Source organism: Anabaena sp. AL93 (assembly GCF_001672085.1).
In the GTDB taxonomy this organism is placed as follows: domain Bacteria; phylum Cyanobacteriota; class Cyanobacteriia; order Cyanobacteriales; family Nostocaceae; genus Dolichospermum; species Dolichospermum heterosporum.
Map to the genome: position 1 here is coordinate 15,966 of NZ_LJOU01000008.1, position 20,131 is coordinate 36,096.

Annotated in this window: 14 protein-coding genes; 7 read left to right on the plus strand and 7 right to left on the minus strand. The window is 39.2% G+C overall.

What is annotated here, in order from left to right:
- Nucleotides 1–213: 213 nt before the first annotated feature.
- Nucleotides 214–1,272 carry a retropepsin-like aspartic protease gene (locus AN486_RS03350; protein ID WP_053538845.1) on the plus strand — a complete coding sequence of 353 codons (1,059 nt, stop codon included), beginning with the start codon at nt 214–216 and terminating at the stop codon, nt 1,270–1,272.
- Here AN486_RS03350 and trpD read toward each other — a convergent pair.
- Together trpD and AN486_RS03360 are read right to left on the minus strand one after the other, a co-directional pair.
- Nucleotides 1,202–2,248, minus strand: coding sequence for an anthranilate phosphoribosyltransferase (trpD, locus tag AN486_RS03355; protein ID WP_053538846.1), 1,047 nt, complete (start codon nt 2,246–2,248; stop codon nt 1,202–1,204). The two genes, AN486_RS03350 and trpD, sit on opposite strands and share 71 nt — an antisense overlap.
- 49 nt (nt 2,249–2,297) lie before the next feature.
- Nucleotides 2,298–3,137, minus strand: a complete 840-nt coding sequence (locus tag AN486_RS03360) for a DNA adenine methylase (RefSeq protein ID WP_053538847.1) — start codon at nt 3,135–3,137, stop codon at nt 2,298–2,300.
- 266 nt (nt 3,138–3,403) lie between these two features.
- Here AN486_RS03360 and AN486_RS03365 point away from each other — a divergent pair, with 266 nt between their 5' ends.
- From AN486_RS03365 to AN486_RS03385, 5 genes are all read left to right on the plus strand, one after another.
- A complete protein-coding gene (locus AN486_RS03365; protein WP_053538848.1) occupies nt 3,404–4,129 on the plus strand; it encodes a cytochrome b/b6 domain-containing protein in 726 nt (241 codons plus the stop codon).
- 321 nt (nt 4,130–4,450) lie between these two features.
- Nucleotides 4,451–7,009 (plus strand): dynamin family protein, encoded by a 2,559-nt coding sequence (locus AN486_RS03370; protein WP_053538849.1) that lies wholly within the window; start codon nt 4,451–4,453, stop codon nt 7,007–7,009.
- A 341-nt stretch (nt 7,010–7,350) separates the two neighbouring features.
- Entirely contained in the window at nt 7,351–10,764 is a 3,414-nt protein-coding gene (locus tag AN486_RS03375; RefSeq protein ID WP_290599282.1) for a molecular chaperone, read from the plus strand.
- A gap of 68 nt (nt 10,765–10,832) precedes the next feature.
- Nucleotides 10,833–11,954: a hypothetical protein gene (locus AN486_RS03380; protein WP_290599284.1), complete on the plus strand. Its 1,122-nt coding sequence runs from the start codon at nt 10,833–10,835 to the stop codon at nt 11,952–11,954.
- 142 nt (nt 11,955–12,096) lie between these two features.
- On the plus strand, nt 12,097–12,789 hold the full coding sequence (locus AN486_RS03385; RefSeq protein ID WP_290599286.1) for a Uma2 family endonuclease: 693 nt from the start codon (nt 12,097–12,099) through the stop codon (nt 12,787–12,789).
- Nucleotides 12,790–12,982: 193 nt separating this feature from the next.
- On the opposite strand, the gene AN486_RS03390 is transcribed toward AN486_RS03385, so the two are convergent.
- From AN486_RS03390 to AN486_RS03400, 3 genes are all read right to left on the minus strand, one after another.
- Nucleotides 12,983–13,111, minus strand: coding sequence for a hypothetical protein (locus AN486_RS03390; RefSeq protein ID WP_257720901.1), 129 nt, complete (start codon nt 13,109–13,111; stop codon nt 12,983–12,985).
- Nucleotides 13,112–13,115: 4 nt separating this feature from the next.
- A complete protein-coding gene (locus AN486_RS03395; protein ID WP_053538853.1) occupies nt 13,116–13,397 on the minus strand; it encodes a type II toxin-antitoxin system ParD family antitoxin in 282 nt (93 codons plus the stop codon).
- 83 nt (nt 13,398–13,480) lie between these two features.
- A complete protein-coding gene (locus AN486_RS03400; RefSeq protein WP_190383967.1) occupies nt 13,481–13,636 on the minus strand; it encodes a hypothetical protein in 156 nt (51 codons plus the stop codon).
- A 46-nt stretch (nt 13,637–13,682) separates the two neighbouring features.
- On the opposite strand from AN486_RS03400, the gene AN486_RS03405 reads away from it, so the two are divergent.
- The gene (locus AN486_RS03405) at nt 13,683–13,883 is read left to right on the plus strand and encodes a hypothetical protein (RefSeq protein ID WP_053538854.1); all 201 of its coding nucleotides are present in this window, start codon (nt 13,683–13,685) and stop codon (nt 13,881–13,883) included.
- 209 nt (nt 13,884–14,092) lie between these two features.
- Here AN486_RS03405 and AN486_RS03410 read toward each other — a convergent pair whose 3' ends face one another.
- Nucleotides 14,093–16,414 carry an alkaline phosphatase gene (locus AN486_RS03410; protein ID WP_190383969.1) on the minus strand — a complete coding sequence of 774 codons (2,322 nt, stop codon included), beginning with the start codon at nt 16,412–16,414 and terminating at the stop codon, nt 14,093–14,095.
- A 178-nt stretch (nt 16,415–16,592) separates the two neighbouring features.
- Entirely contained in the window at nt 16,593–20,006 is a 3,414-nt protein-coding gene (locus tag AN486_RS03415; RefSeq protein ID WP_290599291.1) for an alkaline phosphatase PhoX, read from the minus strand.
- Between the last annotated feature and the right edge of the window lie 125 nt (nt 20,007–20,131).

Here is a 20,131-nt window from a genome sequence, read left to right on the forward strand (position 1 = left end):
ATAGACAATATATTCTACATATTGATCGAAAACTCAAAACCTTCCTGTCATTACTATACAATCCTTTACAAAAAAATCATGTATATGTATATAAAATTACCAGAAATTCCCAATCAAAACTTTAATTTTAAAATGATTCAATAGTCAAGCATTTTTAATTGGGTGGGAGGAGTACACTTGGGAAGAGCAGCCAGGGCGGTTAAAACATTCACTATGCTTCAGTATTTTTTGTCCCGGACAGCCCTCATTTTTTGTTCCGTTAGTTTAGCGGTTTTGACTGTTGCTTGTAATCAAGATCAGCAGACAAAGATAGCTGGTGAGTCTAAACAATCTTTATCAAATGGGAGTTTGGCAGCTATCCGTTCTTCCAGTCAACGTAAACAACTGTTAGCTAGTCCAAATTCAACGCCACGAGCATCTGCTTCCACCCAATTAAGTTCTTTGGAAATGGCACTAGATAAAGCTGCTGGTGCTAAAAGTATCAGCCAATCCGCTGTATCTGTGGATGATTGGAAGTTGGTGGTGAATCAGTGGCAAGATGCGATCGCTCTGATGAAGCAAGTTAGGCGCAATAGTGGCAATTTTGCCTTTGCTCAACGTCAAATCCTTGAATACCGCCGTCAAGTTGCCTTAGCTCGCCGGAAGGCTTACCCCAAAAATTTAGCATCTTCTGTAACTCAGCCGCAATCAGTGGTCATTGAGGTTCCTCAACTACCGGGTAATGGGATAATTTCGGCTCGTCCCTCTGATAAAGCTCTAAAACCATCCTTATCTAAATCTAAGCCTAGTTTCTCGCCACTACCCACCCTCCCTCGCAACCACGAGGTATTTATTGCCCCAATTAAACGGCGAGTTGGTGGTACACCAATTATTGAAGTTACTTTCAATGGGACACAGCAGTTTGAGATGATTGTAGATACGGGGGCGAGTGGGACTGTGATTACCCAGAAGATAGCAGCGGCTTTGGGTGTAGTTACTGTCGGCAAAGCTAAAGCGAATACTGCCAGTGCCAAAGCGGTAGAATTCCCCATTGGCTATCTTGATTCTATGGAAGCCGGGGGCATGATCGTAAATAAGGTCCCAGTAGCGATCGCTGGTACAGAATTAGAAACAGGACTTTTAGGACATGACTTTTTCGGTAATTACGATGTAACTATCAAACGTAATGTCGTAGAATTTCGTCCCCAAGGCCACTCAGAAGCTAATCCTTCAGAAAATCCACTAAATGTTCCAGCTTTGTCCAAGGGCTACCGCTTTGTAAAATTTCTTTAGCTACAGTCACCCCTTGGGCATGATTTAGCCAGGGAACTACACCTGCTACTTGCAATGCCAGGGAAGCATTTAACGCCACTATATCTTGTTGCGCTTGTGTGCCTTTCCCTTGCAAAACTTTTTTAAGAATCACCGCATTTTCTTGTGCGTCACCACCCTTAACAGCGGTAATGGGAGCAGGAATCACACCAATTTCCTGGGGATCAACAGTAGTTAGGAATACTTTACCATCTTTTAAAATCGCCAAATCGGTAATATCGCCCAAACCAGCTTCATCTAATTTTTCTCGTCCATGGAGAACCACCGCTGTTTGTGTTCCCAAGAGATTTAAGGCTTCAGCAACGGTTTCTATCAGTTGAGGATCAAAAACACCAATTACCTGACCAGTAGGATTCAGGGGATTTACTAAAGGTCCTAGTAAATTAAACACAGTCCGCACTTTGAGATTTCGCCGTAATGGGGCAACGGCTTTCAGGGCTGGATGCCACCCAGGGGCAAATAAAAATGTAATTCCTACCTCTTGCACTGCTGCTTGGACTTTTTCACTGGCAGCAGTCAAATTTACTCCCAAGGCTTCTAAAACATCCGCGCTTCCCGTGAGACTGGAAGCAGAACGACTACCATGTTTAGCCACAGGTACACCAGCAGCAGCCACTACAAAGGCGACAGCGGTGGAAATATTAAAGGTTGATGCCCCATCACCACCTGTACCACAAGTATCAATTAACCGTTGGGACGGTGTTTCCCCGCCCTTGTTCATGGATATAGAAGACAGGGATTTTAATACTTCTGCCATTCCTGTTAATTCTTCAGCACAAATTCCTTTAAAGTTCAAGGCCATTAAAATTGCCCCTGACAGTTCTGGGGGAATCGTTTCATTTATCCATCCTTGCATCAATTCTGCGGCTTGAGTCCGGGATAATGATTGCCGTTCCAATAATTGTTTGAGTAAGTTAGACCAAATAGTAAAATCCATTGTTCGGCTTTTTTATGATGTTGAATGTGATTTTACCAGATTTAGAGGTTTAGATCCCCGACTTCTTTAAGAAGTCGGGGATCTGATAATTACTAATAAATAGTTCTTTGCCTTTTTCGGCTTTTTTTTGTTTATAGTTATTCATGCCATATTGTAATTCCCATGTAATGATATTTGCCCATTTAAAGTTTTCTCTGATTTCTGGGCAATCGTCATAGGTAATTAACCAGTTATGGGGACATTGTTTTAAATTTGAAGCAAATCTTTGATGATCAAATCCTGTATGTAAATCTCCTTTTTTTCCATATAATTTAGATTTTTCGGCTTTAACATAAGGAGGATCTAAAAATATGAATACTTCTTTTCCTGGTTCATTAATCAGATGGCTATAATCTAAGTTAGTAACTTTGATATCTTGTGTTAGTATATTTTCTAATTTTTCTAGTCTATCTATTGATGAATTGGTAAATCTTTTATGAAAAGATTCTAAAGAAAATCCACCGGATTCTATAGTTCCAGAAAATGTAATTCTATTCAGAACAAAAAACCGGACCGCTCTTTCTAACTCTGATAAGGTGTTAACATTTACATGAGCTAATTCGGCAAAAAGTAATTTTCCATCTTGAGAATTTTCTTTAACTTGACGAACTGCGGAAACTAATTTTGGTAAATCAGATTTTGCCAAATGCCAAAATAAAAATAATTCTGGGTTTAAATCGTTAATGGAAATCTTTAAATTGGGAAATCGTTGTTTGAGATAAATGAAAACTGAACCACCACCAACAAAAGGTTCTCTGAATTCAGAAAACTTTTCTGGAAGACATTCAGCGATGCTTTTAATTGCTCTTGATTTTCCACCAGGATAACGGAGAGGACTTTTGATATTCATGTTATTTGAGTTTGCAGAGGGAATATAGCAGAATTCAGGATTCAGTAAAACAACATTTATTGTAGGTTGGGTTGACGCAAGGAAACCCAACAAACTCTTACTATATTACTGCGAATGTTGGGTTTCACTTCATTCAACCCAACCTACTGTTCGGCTTTAAATTTAGATCCTGTACCTAATTAATCTGCAATTTGCTGTAATATAAATCCTATGTTTTAATATACTCAGCTAAAATTAGCTTTTGTGGAAACTTACTATATCAACTTATGAATCGTTCAGCCCCCTATCAACCATTAATATTCCGAATCCTGCATGGTATAAGCGGGATTTTAGGAATTGGTGCAATTATTAGCGGATTCTTAGTTTACAATACTTTTGACAAAAGATTTGGATATATCGCAATTCCCAAAATCAATCCTATACAGGATATTCATGGGACATTAGCAGTATTTTTCTTGATTTTACTGCCATTTTTTGCTGTTTATAGTTTTCATGCTGGAAAAAGACGACTGTTACAACCAGACTCTATCCAAAATCTAACTCAATTTGGTAAACCAATTTGGTGGGTAAGTCTGCAACGTTTAGTGAATACTAAAATGTTGCTTGCTGCTGTTTTAGTGGTGGTATCTGGGAGAATGATGAAGGAAGAATGGCTACCACTAGGAGAACTTGATCATGTTTGGTATTATGCTCATCTCATAGCTTGGGTAATCATAATTTTTTGTTTAGCAATTCATGTTTTGATGTCGGCTAAAGTTGGTGGTGCGCCATTATTATTATCAATATTATCCTGGAAATTCCGTCCAGAAGATAGTCCTACTAACTGGTATAGTCGTCTCTGTGTTTGGTTGGGTAATTTTTCCCATAATCTTCGGGAAGAAATTAATCAGTTTATGAAGGGTGGTTTATTATTGCAAATTATTGAGGTAATTGTCTTAGGGGGAATTATCTCAGCATTTATTTTACCTTTGTTTTTTTCTGGTGGTCAATAATTGACAAATTGAACAAAATTAAGAGTTCTCCAATTAAAAAAATATCTCAAAATTTCTTGTGGTGCGGGCATCTTGCCCGCTAATAATACAAGGACGGGCAAGATGCCCATCCCACAACATTGGATTATCTTTTTTGTGGAGTTCTCTAAATAACATTATCTTCTGCTTTAACAAGTCATGTATGTTTTTTGTTAAAGATTATTCGTAAACCATTGCCTTAACCGAACAGTCTTGTCTGTTTTTGTTGTATCAGTGGTGGTGGTTTCTGGGTTTTGTGTTATAACCCAGTTGTGAAAATGAACTCAAACGAAAGACTACTCTATGGAACCAGACAAGCTGGCGCGATTGAAAGAGTACGGTGAATTTATCCTCCGCAAAATTGACTCAGTTCCCCAACGCCCTTCCCAAGAGGAAGATTGGGTTCCCACTAGCCTTGATGATTGTCTGTTGCGGCTGCGAGAGGCGGCACAGAAAACTGTTGAACTAGCCAACTCACCAGTGAAAATTGGCGTAATGGGGGAGTTTAGCAGCGGAAAAAGTTTGCTGCTAGGCAGTCTGATTGGTTATGCAGATGCTTTACCTGTGAGTGAAAATCCGACAACAGGTAATGTCACAGCTATTCATATTAAAACCCAGGATGATTTTGCAACTACTCAAGTAAATAATTATACGGTGGAATATTTATCCCATGAAGGGGTAAATGAGTGCTTACACTTCATTCTCAAAGAAGCAAACCGTCGCGCTACGTCCGCTGGGGTGACACCTTTACAGGTAGCTAAAATTAAAACCGGTAAGGATATCAGTATTTGGTGTGAGGAAGTTTGGAAAAGCTCAAATAATTTAGAGTTGCGTTATTTGGTGCGGGAGTTAGTGTTATTTTTGCGGGCTTATCAGGCTTATGGTGAGGCTTTATGCGGTCGCTTTTACCAAATTGATGGCATTACTGCTCGTGAGGGTTTACAACTGGCAGAAATGCCAATGGCGATTCAATCTCTCAAGTTTGAGGATTTACCAGCGGCGAATGTTCGCTTACCAAATGCGCCACAACGATTAGGAACGCAATTATTACAAACCAGTTTTCTCTTAATTCGTCGCGTTGATATTGAAGTGAAAATATCACGGGAAATTTGGGATGTTACGGGTGCAGAAGAATTTGTGTTGTTGGATTTTCCGGGGTTGGGTGCTGCTAATTCTGGGGCTAGGGATACATTTTTATCGTTGCGAGAATTGGCACAAGTACAGACAATTCTAGTCTTACTGAATGGTAAATCACCGGGGAGCGATCGCGCCCATAAAATCTTCACAATGATGCAGCAACAACGCCCAGGACAAGACCTCAAGGATTTAATTCTCGTCGGTGTGGGACGTTTTGATCAACTGCCTTTAGAAAGTGAAGGTGGAGAAAGAGAACTAGATTTATTAATTAATAATCAATCTGATTCTCAACCGTTACAAACAAATACAGTTTTCCAAAAATTAAAAGTTCTCAAAACCATTATTGATGGAGCGGAAGCATTTACCAGTCAAAAAGACAGAATTGTTTTATTATCACCCCTGTTAGGATTAGCTGAATTAGCCAAACGTTCTGGTCAAGTGAAAGCAGGTTCTGAGGAATTTCTCGCTAATTTAGATTATCCAGAATATCTGGAAAGACCGAAAAAATTACAACAGAAATGGAGAGATTTAAGTGAATCTTTATTAGCAGCAGATGGGAGAAATCAATTAGGGAAACAATTGGGTTATTTTGCTCAAGATGGTGGTATTAGTAAATTAAGAGAACTAATTCAAACTCATGTTGCTAATCACGGACTAAAGCAATTATATGAAGATACCCGTCGGGCGGCTGATGGTATTCGTCAACAACAAGAATATCTCAAAGAAATTATTGCCGAAATTCACGAACAAGGTATACCAACAGTTGATACTCCGGCTTTACTAGAATTGAGATTAGCTATAGAAAGTTTAGATAGAACCTACAGAAACTTTCAAAAAGATTTAGGTAAAGAACAGTTGAAAGACCGCCGAGGTATTGTAGTTACTGATGTCATTAAAGATGAACTAACTTTAAAAATTTTGAATTGGAGTCAGTGGACATTATTATTTAATAAAATCCAAAATGGCACAATTACCTTAGCAGAATTTAAAGGTGCAGCGGGGAAATTATTTGATAGAGGAAATCGGGTTAATACCTCCATACCGACTAAGAGTGATGACTTTTATCCAGCCTTTGAGAAAACAGTTAGAGAACTGGAGAACTTTGCGAGCGATCGCATTCGTCAAGCCGTGATAGACTTATTAAGCTCATTGGCACATCAAATCACCTTAGAACGAGAAAAACTACAAGCCATTCTTCAGCCAGAAATGGAACAAGAAATTGAATCAAAATTTGGACTTGAAGAAGCAGATTTATTTTATAAACTGTTACTAGGATCTGATCCTCGTCAATGGAAAGAAGCAATTATTGCCGAAATCAATAACCATAATCAAACCATCAAACCAGAAAGTATTTTTCCCCTAGCTAGACAAGACGAAAAACACAGTGTTGGGCAAATTTTTGATTGGTCACCAGAAAGAAACCAAAACCCATCAAGAAGTGTCAATCATCAACTTTTCGTATTACGACTGCGAGATGAAATTACGGCTAGTGCTAGTCTTCACCTTGTGCAATATGTCAGTGAAAGCAATCAGCAAGTAAATATAGAAATCAATGGAATTTTAGATCAAATTATTCCCAGCTTGCAAAACCTTTCCAAAAAAGAAGCACTACTAAGATATATTGCTGCAAGAGATTCACAAACCGAATTAGCCATTCCAGCTTGGCTAGAAATCTTAACCGATATTGCCACAATTAATGAAGAAGAATTATTTACCTGCATTTAATTGGTAATACCATTTCTTTATGAGACTGCGCTGAATTTTGTAACCTTGTCTTTTCCTCCTCTGTGTTCTCTGTGCCTCTGTGGTATGGCTAACGCCACGCTTCGCTAACGTTCCTTTCTAAATTTGGCGCATCTTTATACAAAATTGGTATAACATCTAATAAAGTACAAATTCATCTGCGTTCATCTGCGTTTATCCTCCTCCATCTGCGGTTAAAATCTTCCTTATCTACCTCAATGAAATAGGAATTGATATAATCCGTACTCTTCTATTAGTTATCAAATAAATTTAGGGAAATGCACTATCAATGAAATATTAACAAACAAAAAAGGAAAATAAAAATGCCTGTGGAAATTCAGCTTCTACCTAGCTTTAAATTAGGTATGAAAGAAAACGCACAGTTGCATCTACCCACCATCCAAATTGTCCCTATTAAAAGCAACATTCCCTACATTTCTCGAATTACCTGCATAGTCAGAGGTACACCAAATGAATTAGCAGCAAAAATTCAAAGCAGCTATAGACAATTTCACTCAGATACACCCAAACAAATTTATAATATTTCTCAACTAGGACAAAACTCCTGTCAGTTAGATGCACCTTTAACCACAATAGTTGATTGTATCTTAAAGGTAATTGTCGAATATTTTGATTCTGACGCTGCGGGAAAACCAAATTTGTCCATATCTAATCATGTATGTGCTGAATGTGATCTTTGGTTTATACCCAATTTACAAACATCATCAAGTTCATCTACAAAAAATCATCCACCCATGAATACTTCACAATTTGATCACTATTTGCATAATTTAAGTCAACAACTCAGTGAAAAACTCAACGAAAAACAAAGAAAAAGATTTCCTGGTTGGTTAGCTTTAGATTTTGGTACTTCCAATTCTACAGTGACACTTTTTGACCCCATAGAAGTTCCCATTGCCGAAGTTTTACCCAGAGAACAAGAACTGAGATTAAGAGAACGTATGGCGGAATGGTTTAATTCCTCCCCAGATTTAGCCTTACCAGATGTTAGTAGTGGTGAGTGGGAAAAATTCCTGGTTGATATTAGCAAAAACTTAGAAACAGAATCAGATCAATTAAGTGAAATTTTTGAAAGCGATAACAAAGAATTATTTTTAGAAGCAATTCGGCAAATTGAATTATGTCTAGGAACAAGTGATAGATTTCGGCGGGCTGTTAGCAAAAAGCTTTATGCTATATATCATGAAGTTTTTCGTGTTCCCACATTAGAATCACAAAATTTAATTCCTGTAGTTTTAGATATTGACCGACGCAGTACAGAAATTCCCAGTGAAATGGAAGTATCGCAATTAATCCCTTTAAAACTACGCATGGGTAGAGACGCAAGAGATAATAGAAAAAAAGCCATAGCCCAAGGAACAACTGTTTCAGTCAAAGAAATTATTAGCAGATTTCATCATTCACCCAAACGCTATTTTGGACAAGATCGATCTTTTCCCATTATCTTAGAAGACGACGAAGAAAACATTCAAGTTAATCGCCTCATTCAAGCAGCTTGGGCGCAATTAATTGAATTAACAGAAGATTATCGGCAACGGGCTAGACGCAGATTTTCAGAAGGCGATTTTTTAACAGCAGTTGTTACCTATCCCACCGTTGCCCCTCCCGTAGTTCGTAAAGAAATCAAGCAATTGGTACAGGAATTAGGCATTGATGATGTGCAAACAGCCTATGATGAAGCTGTGTCTGTTGCTATCTTTTTCCTGTGGCGAGAATTTGGCGGAAATCTGAATATTGGCATTGAATCTTTTAAAACTCGTTGTCGTCAAAATGGGAATAAATGGTCACAAAATGTCCTAGTTTTAGATATTGGTGGCGGCACAACTGACTTAGCTTTAATTGAACTTACCCTCGAAGATAAAACCCCTTTCTTTGCAGATCATGAAGATCGAGGTTTAGGAGGACGTTACTATAAACTGACTCCTAAATTATTAGGTTCTTCAGGACATTTACAATTAGGTGGTGAATTAATTACTTTACGAATTTTCCGCTTGTTAAAAGTAGCAATTTCTGATTTTCTCCTTACCGCAGTTACTACAGGTGACATCGAAAGCGATAAATTAGAAGACTTAATTAACTCCGAATTAAACGACCGTTTTTTAGAAGATGGAAAATTTAAAACTGGTAGTTTATTAAAATGTATAGATAAGGAAAATCCTGAAGGTGATGTTGCCTTTAAAGATGCCCTAGATACAGCGGAAAAAGTCTTACCAACTCGTTGGCAACAGGCACCCCAACGCCTACAAACCTTTTACACATTGTGGGATCATGCGGAAGCTGCCAAACTCAAATTAGGACAAAAAACAACCACAGATGGTTCTTTATTAACTTTCACTTTAAATGAACAACAAATTGGCGAACTGCTTGCCCAAAGTGCTGTTAAATTTCAAGTTAGAAGTTCTGAATCTATTTATTTAACTTTAGATCATCAGCAATTTGAACGGGCAGCAACTTCGTCAATTAAAGAAGCAATTGGGATTGCTAAAGGTTTAATAGAAAGCCGTCTCAGTTCAGAACCTAATCAAAAAGTAGATTGGTTAATTCTTTCTGGAAAAACCTGTAGTCTTGATCTTGTGCAACAACAAATTTACGAGGAATTTAGTCAATCACCATATTTTGTTTGGAATCCCGAACGAATTACTTTTGTTTTAGAATTTACTAAACTTGCTACCTCAGCAGGTGCTTGTTATGCCGAAAAACTGCGCCGCTTTCGATTTGATCCTGAAGAATCTAAAAGTCTATTACGCAAAGGTGCAAATCAATTAGAAATTGATGTCAAAAACCTGTTTTATTATCTTCCTTGCAACTTCAAACGCAAAACCCAAAGTAACGACCCATTAGCCATTTTTAGTGCTGGACAAGAACTATATCAGCTTGCACCTTGGGATACGGTTGCTAAAGTGCGGACACCTTGGCAGGGCATTCAATTAACTAATATTATCCATCGTCAAGATTATGAAAATGGAACTTTTCGTCTGTGGGGTAGTTTCGACGGTAAAATATTGATGGATAAGTTGGGCATGGAAGAACAGGAATTTCTCAAAAAAATCAAAGTCCAATTTGAGATTGACCAAGCTTTACAATTTAGTATTTTACTATGTCGAGGTAATCCCCATTATTTAATAGACGTGGTTGGTATTGATATTAATTCAGTCATATCTAAATCTACTGAAAATGCCTTGTTTACTGATGGTAATTTAAAGTGGAATATCGCTGTAGAAAACCACCAACACAACTTAAATGATGGTGATATTGCTGTCAATGTTTTAGAATCTGCCACAGTTGATCAACCTCATGCTTATCATTTAGTATTTGCCATTGATAATAATGAAAGTAAATCAATGGAAACATTTCATTATTTACAAGATGGTGTGAAGCAACCAGGCACAGGATTAATCAGTAAACCTTTGCCACCATTTCCTCAAAGTGGTCAACATACTTTCTACATTTATCAAACTGATAGTGAGACAAATACTAAAAAATGGCTACGGATTGGTACACTCAGCAGACCAGATATTATCACAGATTATCCCTGTCAATATCATGTAACTCTTGATAATACAGGCATATTAAGAATGCACGCGGGGGCAGTTCCTTATTGGACATCTAATAATCAAGAATGTCTCGAACAAGAAGGATGTGTTTATCGGGCAGAATTGGAACTACAACCCAATGAAGTTGATAAAGAACGTGATCCTTTTTGCGGTATTCATTAAGTTCAAGATCCCCGACTTCTTCAAGAAGTCGGGGATCTAAAATCTTTTATTTTCATCCTGATGAAATTATGCAGAATCTACATAAACTATTAACTATAGAAAACTCAGAATTAGCCAAAATATTGCGGTTTAATTTATATGGATTAGCTGCAACTTTAACAAAAGCAAATCAAGAATATCCATTTGATGCCGGATGTCAGGTATGCGAAGAACTTCTACAAGAACTTCATCAATTATTAGAACCATCATCCTCAGATCCCCGACTTATTAAAGAAGTCGGGGATCTCAAACAACCTGAATTAACAAATAAATTAAAATTATTAAAATTAAAAGAAATTTTTAATAACAATTCAGAATTAAATTCTTATTTAGGTAATTCTCATATTCAAGGTCAAACTGATACGGAAATATGGAACGAAATTCATAGAAAACTATTGCGAGTTCCTGAAGATGTAGCGACATCTTGGCGACATAAGGCTTTAGAATTAGCACAGGAAGTAGGGGCAGTTGTAGATAATATCAATCTGAATGAATTGCCATTTGTGCGTGATGAAATTATTTATCCGGGGTTGAGTGGTACAGTTCAAGCCAAAGGACTATGTTTATCTCAAACAGCTTTGATAAATTCAGAAATTTCCCAAACTCATCTTTCTGAAAATTTATATTTAATCGCCGGATTTTTACTTTTATATATTAAGTTTATAGAAATAGATCCAGATTTACATCATGCTTTAAAAAGTGTTTTTAGCTTTGATGTAGTTTCTTTATCTGCCAAATTGGAACAACGTTATCAATATATTGATGCTTTAAGCGATCGCTTTCACCGCATCCAAAGAATAGATGAAAATACTGATACAGTTCTTAATTTATGTGCTTGGATTGACATAGATGAAGCCATTCATTCCTTAGTATTTATCCCCCCTGCGGAACGTTATTCTTGGTGGGGAAAATTACAAAAAGAATCCCGACATCTGTTAAAAAAAGCCGCCGATAAAGCTATTAAAGCAGGTAATGAAGTCCGACTCAAACAATTATCAGGACTGTATGCTGATGTTTGTGAATTTTCTAAGGATGACCTGCAATTAGACTGTGGTGGTAATCCTGGCGAGGTATTAACCTGTTTGCGAGTCTATGCCAAAATTAATCAGCAACAGTATCCAGGAAGAGTGATATTTCGGACTTTACGCTAGAGGCAGAACTTTGTCCAAATTTCCCTTGTATTTGCCCATGTAGAATATAGGTATTAAACATTCTATTTCATAACTGTAAAACAACCATAGTATTCCTGTATTTAGTGTTATAATTTCCATATCTCAACTAGTGGATACAATCATGATTGACCAACTTCTCATCAAAACTGAAATTGATGATTGTGATGTACCAGATGCCAACCTGCTAGTCACTGAAGATGATACACCTGTGGATGATTTTGCATCTGCCAAACAACAACGCCTTCTAGTCGGTTCTCTTTACAGTTCTTTACAAAATCAGGTTTTTTTAGCTGAAGCCAATGTTGGTGTTTATCATACTTATGGTGAACCTGCGATCGTTCCTGATGTATTTGTTAGTTTTGATGTACAAACTCCTGACAACTGGTGGGAAAAACAAAATCGTTGTTATCTAGTTTGGAAATTTGGTAAATCGCCAGAAGTTGTTATTGAAATTGTATCAAATCGAGAAGGTGCAGAACTAGATAAAAAGTTGCAAATTTATGAAAAAATGCGAGTTTCTTACTATATTGTCTATGACCCACATCAAAATTTAGGAGAAGAGATTCTCAGAATTTATTCTATCCAGGGTAGACGTTATATAGAAACTACAAATAACTGGTTAGAAGATATTGGTTTAGGAATAACTTTATGGACTGGAGAATTTGAAGGTAAAAATGATTCTTGGTTACGTTGGTGTGATCAAAATGGTAATATTTTACTAACTGGTGATGAACGGGCTAAAAATGCCGAAGCACGCGCTCAATTACTAGCAGAAAAGTTAAAGGCTTTGGGTGTAGATCCTGATAGTATTTAAATCTGACTTAATGATTTTTAGAGATTGTCAACTTAACCGAAAAATGTCTTATTTATTGGCTTTCGCACCCGCCATGAAATGAATTTCATGGCTAATAGTCAAAGTTTACTAAAGTAAACTATAGATTTATGGGGATTTTTAGTCATCTTCAGATGACTTTTGCTATTAGACTGGGAATTCATTCCCAGGCGGGCTATGGGTTTTCCGTAATGTTATAAAGGTCAATAATTCTATCCGCTACTACTTGATTATCAGTAGCAATATACAACCATATTTGAATCAAGTCCTCTTCCGCTTTGGTAGTACGAAGCAAATATGCCATCTAATTACACATCCCTCTCAGAAATCTGAGCGAAACGCTTTCGTGCTTCTAGCTTAATAGCGTCTATGTTTGCATACTTTCCAGTACCGCTATCAATACCTTCTTGCCACAAACGATGTATTTCCTCAATATTTTGGGATTGAATAAACCGCTTATATTTCCAGTCCCGCAGTGCTTCGCGGATGATTTCACTACTGCTGGCATATTCACCAGATTTTACCGCATCACGAACCAAAGTAGCCATTTCTGGTGTTAGGGCAATGCTAAGTTTTTCGACGTTAGGCATAGGTCATACCTCTATTTTGCTCTATAGTAGCAATATTTCCTACCAAATTCATATTTTAATCAAATTTATATCTGTTTGTAGGTTCAACAAAACATATTAACAACCCAATGCCGAACTAGTTCTACGATTATTCTCCAGCGTCCCTGATTTTCTACAATCACATCATGATGTTTCAAAACTTCTAAAGCTTTCTGTAAATCAGTTTCATCTATTCCCGTCAACTCAATTAATTCATTCATTTAAACCTAATCCTGCGGTGTGTTTTGCCAGGTGACTTAAAAGTATTTGTTGAGTATTATCATTATTTTCCTCAGCTTGACCACAGAAACCATTTTCAAAGACTTATTAACATTTGGAGGTAAACCTGTTGCTGTGATTTTATCTATTGCGGTTGTGATTGTAGCGACTCCAATACCTATTGCGGCTTTGAAACTATCCCCAAGTCAAATCAATCAACCTACAAATAATTCCCGTTTGACTCCGTGATTCCTAACTCCTACCATCATAAAAAACCTTGGCAAAACCTCGAAAAATATCAAGTTCTGCCAAGGTATTTAATTACAAGTAATTACTATTAAATCCCAACTTTACAGCGGTTTCTGCTCTTATGAGGTGCATCTTAGCCCCCTCATCGCTTGCGGGGGTGGGGTTGGGGGTGGGGTTCTTGTACCTGATAAGACCGGAAAGTGCTTTAATTAAACCAGGACAAACTGATTAGGATTAGCCACACTCAAAGCACTGGCTTGAATACCAGTTAAAGTGGCTAAAGTTTGACCACCAAAGATAACCGCAGTATCAGCACCAACTTGAGTCAAAGTTAGATTGGCGGTAGTGATGCCTAAACTAGCAGCACCCTTAATACCAATCACATCAGTACCAACTTGGAAATCTAGAACTGTGTTAGCGGCTTTTGGTAGTTCAGCGTTGACAATCCAGAATTGGTCAGCGCCAATACCACCAGATAACAGGTTGCCACCACCGAGTCCAACGTAGAATTTATCGTTACCACTACCACCTAATGCCCGGTCATTGCTACCTAAATAGAAAGTATCATCACCAGCGCCACCAGACATCCGATTCTCACCTTTACCATCTCTAGCATCAAATTCATCATTGCCATCACTGCCGAAGGCTACGTCGTTGCGACTAACGTAGATTTTATCGTTACCGCTACCAGTGTCAATGATGTTGTTACGAGCATTGCTATTGAATGCTAAATCAACTTCATCGTTTCCTGCACCACTAAATACAGTGTCTTGAACCCCATCTATATTTTGAAGTGCAATTAAGGTATCTGCGCCAGTAGTTCCAGAAACAAAGTCTTCCTGATTAACTTCAGTTACTGAGGCAAACAAAGTTTTAGCAATGTGGACTTGATCAACGGTATTAGCAAGACCGGGGATTTGAAAACCGTAGGATTCAAAACCTGTACCGATTGAATTTGTTAGTGTTTCAGAGTCAACACCTTGATAGTAAACAGGGACAGGACGGTTGGTATGGGTTCCCCATTCGTATTTATCGGTGGCGCTAGTTCCCCAGAATTGCCCAGAACCAGAGATTGTGTCAATGGTAGTTAATTGTTCAGCACCGAGGTTTCTGACTAATGTAGGGTAGTCGCCATTAAGGGTAAGGTAATGGTCATGGTCAGCAGTAACGATCAGTTGGTTATCCGCCCAACCACCATTTTGGTTAATCCACTCAATGGTAGAGCCAATCGCTTTGTCAAAGTCTAAAATTGTGCCAATCAGGTTGTCAAGGTTGTTGTCGTGGGCTGCCCAGTCAATATCACCAGCTTCAACCATCAACCAGAAACCATCGGGATCTTTACCTAATACAGATAAAGCGGCTTTAGTCAGGTCATCAAGAGTTGGGTTTTCGTCAGTCTCTCTGGCAATGAACTGTGTATCTGTTTCACCAGGATTGAGAGGTCTCAGGGTATCTGGATTTAGACCCTTGGTTGAGTAGACGGTGAACATTCCCAAACCAGTGGTGCTGTAGTCACCATCGGCAGAACTAACGGGCAAGTTACCATCTTGTCCACGCGCACCATAGAGACCAAGGAGGCGATCGCCTTTTTCGGGATCAAGTTGAGCCGCAGTATTCGCCAATACCTCAGCCGCATTTGCACCACGTTCCAAAAAGGTGTAGTCGTAAATGTTGCTGGTAGGCTTGGTACGTAACTCTGTATAGGTTGATTGTGTAATGTAAGTGTTGGTTCTGATTGAATCTGGTTCAACACCTACTGGTAAAGGATTTCCTGGTGTAGAAAGAGGATGACCACCACCAAGGAGTACAGTTGGTTGGAAAATGCGGAGTTCTTGCTGCAAGATGTTATCTAGTGAAGGAAATTCACCATCAAACTTGTTGCGATTATTGACATTTGCAGCAGCAGCAGCAGGAGTAGCATGATCAACAGGAACAGATGACACTATACCAGTTGATTTACCAAGAGATGCCGCTCTAGAAAGCACACTTTCAACAGGATTTTCAAAAATATCAACACCAATAGCGGCGTTATAGGTCTTAATCCCTGAATAAAGGGTGGTAGCTGTGTTAGCAGAGTCAGGATAGCTGTACTTAATATACTCAGCATCAATACCTGCCGTCCAAGGATTTATACCACCTCTAACTGGATCGTAACCCACAAGGTTGCCAACAACACCATTGTTAGCGTTTGCTCCTCCATTAGGGGTAGTTCCAGGGTTAAATGTGGGATTAAATTCAAACCCAGGACGGATAGGTGCTGTACCTGTCACATTAGTGAAGGTATTACCATTGAGGGCTGAGTTTGATACGTTATATATACCGTTACTACCTGCAATTGTAGTTCCGTAGGTAGTTGCTTGTGTATAACCTGTCAAGGTTTGGAAATTAAGCCCTGTTCCCTTGCCAGATGTATAAAAGTCATTGAGGGTTGTACCAGTCTTACCTTCACTGATTTGTTGGTAGATAGCCGCAGCGCGAGCCATTTCCCAGCCTAAACCGTCGCCGATCATGATAATTGTATTCTTAGCCATAAAACTCTTCAATTCCTTTGATGATGCTTACTGAATTAATAAGTCCTGTTTTGGCAAACTTAGGTAAATCTAATTTGCTGAGTATGAGTGTTAATATTTTTGAGGTTTTCACGTAAAGGTTAAGCTAGTCTGCCAAGGTATTTAGTTACAAGTAATTACTATTAAATGCTGGCTTTAATTAAACCAGGACAAACTGATTAGGATTAGCCACACTCAAAGCGCTCGCTTGAATACCAGTTAAAGTGGCTAAAGTTTGACCACTAAAGATAATCGCAGTATCAGCACCAACTTGAGTCAAAGTCAGATTGGCTGTAGTGATACCTAAACTGGCAGCACCAGAAATACCAATTTTATCAGTACCAATTTGGAAATCGAGAACTGTATTAGTAGCTTTGGTTAATTCACCAAAAACAATCCAGAATTGGTCAGCACCAGCACCACCAGCTAGGGTGTGACCACCACCAAGACCGATTTCAAAGGTATCATTACCATCACCACCCAAGGCACGACCATTAGAACCATTACCCAGGAAGAACAGATCATTACCAGCGCCACCAGAGGCACGGAAATTACTGGCTTCATCTCCGAAAAATGTATCATTGCCATCACTACCAAAAGCGCGATCGCTACTGGCTAAAAACACGGTATCATTGCCGCTACCACTGTCAATAATGTTATTACTGGCAAGAGCGCCCGCAGCCGCACTATCAATCTCGTCATTACCAGCGCCACTAAACACGACATCCTTAATACCACTAAAGCCAGGAGTTTGTTTGGCGACAATTGTATCGGCATTAGGTGTACCGGCAAAGAATTGTGTGTCCTGAATCAAATTGGCATTAGGCGCAGTCAAGAAAGATAACTGACCACCTTCAACCAGGTTTTCTTGTCTAGTTTTTGTGCCATCACCATTACCATCAATATTTGTGGCGGTAATAATTGTTCCAGAACGAATACTATGCGCCTGGACATCAAACACAAACTGTGTACCAGGAGCGTTACCAAAAAGACTAGAAACGTCTAGAATACCTGAAGTTTCCCAGTTACCGATATCAGTGGGGCTAGAATCAGTTTGACCAGAAGGAACAGCCGAGCGATCAACTTGTGCAATTTTAGTTAAGCTGTCCGCTGGATTGGCAGCAGCAGGATCAAGAACGTAAATAGAGGCTTCTTGCTTAGAAGTTGCACCCCAGATATCTGCTCCTAGTGCGCGGTCTTCTTGTAAGTAAATTTTGCCATTATCAGCCCAGTCGAGGTTATCAGGACTACGCATACCGAAATCTTGTTTACCAGCGTCGTTGCCATCGTAAAGGATGTCAATTTTTGCAGTGATTTCTGGTGCAGTTGTAATCTTCCACAGAGCATCATTTCCAGATGTGGGGTGTTGAATGGCAACGATAAATTCATTGGGATTGTTTGTAGAAATCAACCCAGTAGGTTCAGATCCTGCAACTCCCAAACTAGCCCAACGAGTGATGGATTCAGCTACACCATCCTTATTGCTATCAGATGCTTTCCAGATATCGCCAGGACCGTTGTCTTCGATAATGTAAAGATTACCAGCAGCATCACTAGCCAAGTTGTCAGGGTTATTGAGGTTGGTACCCGCAGCTAAAGCAGTACCACCATCAATTGTGCTACGACTAGCAAAAAGCTTAACTTCATTAGTTTTGAGGTTAATGCCATAAACTGCGTTTTCGCTAGTTGTAGCTACATAAAGAATGTCACCAATAATTTCTAAGTCTTCTGGACGACCGTAGGGTGTACCACCAACTTCATCCGCTGCTGCCCGTCCGCCCGTAGTAGTGCTACTAAAGTCAAAGGGATCGGCGGTGGTGGTTTTCACGCCATTAGCATCGGTAATCGCCACCCAAGTAGCTGCACCAGTGCGAGTAGTAGCTGCATTTGCAGTAGAGTTCCAGTTTTCCGAAGCATTACCTGTAAAGGCAGTTACCTTCAAGACAAAACTTTGTCCAACACTCAAATCACCAACAGTCTTAGGTACAAACTTGTAGATAGAACCAGTGTTGCTCTCATCAATAAAGTACAAAGTACCAGAGGTGTCAAACTTCAATCCTTCATGGGAAACCGCAGGAATATTGCTGCGCCAAACCACATTGGCTGGATCACCAGCAGCCATCAAGGGGTTAAGCCACTCAAATAGACGACCATTGGTTCTTTCTTCGGCGGTAAGAACTGTTCCGTAAGGAGTATATACAGCAGGGTCAAAAGGACCAAAATCATCATTATTCTTATCCCAAACCGTAGGATTGGTGGTGTAGGGTAAGGCCGCTTGACCAGTCAAGGCTGAAACAAAGTCACCAGTTTGGGTGTCGTAGCGAGCTAAACCAGCGCCTTGACCTACTTCCATCGGAATGTAGATGTAGCGGTTGGTGGGATCGAGTGCCACCATGTCCCAGTTACCAAAGGTGGCAGCAAATTGAGGATCTAGATTAGCTTTGTTGCGGTCAACAATTTCTGTCTGAGTGAATCCTGTTGGTAGTAAAAAGGGTGCAGTGTCTTCTGCTGTAGGAACAGTAGCAGTAGTAGAAAGAAGTTGGCTAAAGTCAACATCAATTTTGTAGGTTGTACCCCAAACATCAGGACCTGCAGTAATACCAGTGGAGGCTAAAACAGCTTGAGTACCATCGAAAGGATTGGTAGCGATATCTTCAGGACGAGAGAATCTGAAGGCATTAACGGCGGTAGCTAACTCATTTTGTTTTGTTTGTGTAGCAAAACCTTGAGCGTCATAACCTGTAGTACTTGCTTTTGTTGGATTGTAGTAAGAAATTTCTACAAATTGACCGTTTGTGCTGTTACCACTGCCTTTGAACTGGCTAGGATTAGCTTCAATCGCATCAGTAGCACTGCTAGGATCATCTGCTACCCAAACAAACAATTTACCCTGTGCTAAACCATTACGTTCCAGGAAACCACCAGCTTTTTTATCGCCAATATAGAGATATAAAGGCGCGTTATTGCTATCGTCACCAATTAAAAAGGCAACTTTATCAGTGCGGCTTGTATTTAGTTCTGTGACGTTTTCCCACGAAGCGCGACCAAATGCGGGTACTGCATATAAAGTATTTGTTTGTGTATCCAAGGCGAATTGTGTGCCATTACTGGTTTCTTCACCAGAGAAGAAAATACGATCAGCTAAACCAATACCCGCACCAAACTGATTGGCTTCAAACAAAGCAGCAGAACAAAAACGTTGAATACCACCAAATTCTAAGTCAGCAGCAGCATCAACAACTTCACCTTTGCGGTTGATAATTGTGTCATGGGCTAATCCAGCATCAACGATTTGCAATGTGCGCTTGTCAACATCAAAATAGTTAACTCTTGCGCCGGGGAGTTGTGTCCCATTTTTCAGGGTGTACTTATAACCATCAGTAGCCGCTACCTCATTAACAACTAATATACGAACAGTTGTATCGTTGAGTGAGTAAGCGCCAATACCGTCAAGAATCCCAGGAGCAACATAGTTGCCAATTTTGTCACCAACTGTAAAAATTGGGTCAACTGTGTAACCCTTTAATCCTTTTACTTGAGACGGTTGGGTTGTATCGAATGGTGTGTTACCCATAAAATCCCTCAGTTTTCTTTGTAATGCTTACTGAATCAATGCTTGGTAAATTTAGGAAAACCTATATTTACCGAATACGAATATCACTTTTTATTAGCCTCTCACTCAGAGGTTAAGAAGGCACT

What these genes read in the sequence shown, in the direction of transcription:
- AN486_RS03375 (WP_290599282.1), top strand. Translation starts at nt 7,351, where the DNA reads ATGCCTGTGGAAATTCAGCTTCTACCTAGCTTTAAATTAGGTATGAAA.
- AN486_RS03390 (WP_257720901.1), bottom strand. Translation starts at nt 13,111, where the DNA reads ATGGCATATTTGCTTCGTACTACCAAAGCGGAAGAGGACTTGATTCAA.
- AN486_RS03360 (WP_053538847.1), bottom strand. Translation starts at nt 3,137, where the DNA reads ATGAATATCAAAAGTCCTCTCCGTTATCCTGGTGGAAAATCAAGAGCA.
- AN486_RS03365 (WP_053538848.1), top strand. Translation starts at nt 3,404, where the DNA reads ATGAATCGTTCAGCCCCCTATCAACCATTAATATTCCGAATCCTGCAT.
- AN486_RS03370 (WP_053538849.1), top strand. Translation starts at nt 4,451, where the DNA reads ATGGAACCAGACAAGCTGGCGCGATTGAAAGAGTACGGTGAATTTATC.
- AN486_RS03415 (WP_290599291.1), bottom strand. Translation starts at nt 20,006, where the DNA reads ATGGGTAACACACCATTCGATACAACCCAACCGTCTCAAGTAAAAGGA.
- AN486_RS03395 (WP_053538853.1), bottom strand. Translation starts at nt 13,397, where the DNA reads ATGCCTAACGTCGAAAAACTTAGCATTGCCCTAACACCAGAAATGGCT.
- AN486_RS03350 (WP_053538845.1), top strand. Translation starts at nt 214, where the DNA reads ATGCTTCAGTATTTTTTGTCCCGGACAGCCCTCATTTTTTGTTCCGTT.
- AN486_RS03380 (WP_290599284.1), top strand. Translation starts at nt 10,833, where the DNA reads ATGCAGAATCTACATAAACTATTAACTATAGAAAACTCAGAATTAGCC.
- AN486_RS03385 (WP_290599286.1), top strand. Translation starts at nt 12,097, where the DNA reads ATGATTGACCAACTTCTCATCAAAACTGAAATTGATGATTGTGATGTA.
- AN486_RS03410 (WP_190383969.1), bottom strand. Translation starts at nt 16,414, where the DNA reads ATGGCTAAGAATACAATTATCATGATCGGCGACGGTTTAGGCTGGGAA.
- trpD (WP_053538846.1), bottom strand. Translation starts at nt 2,248, where the DNA reads ATGGATTTTACTATTTGGTCTAACTTACTCAAACAATTATTGGAACGG.
- AN486_RS03400 (WP_190383967.1), bottom strand. Translation starts at nt 13,636, where the DNA reads ATGAATGAATTAATTGAGTTGACGGGAATAGATGAAACTGATTTACAG.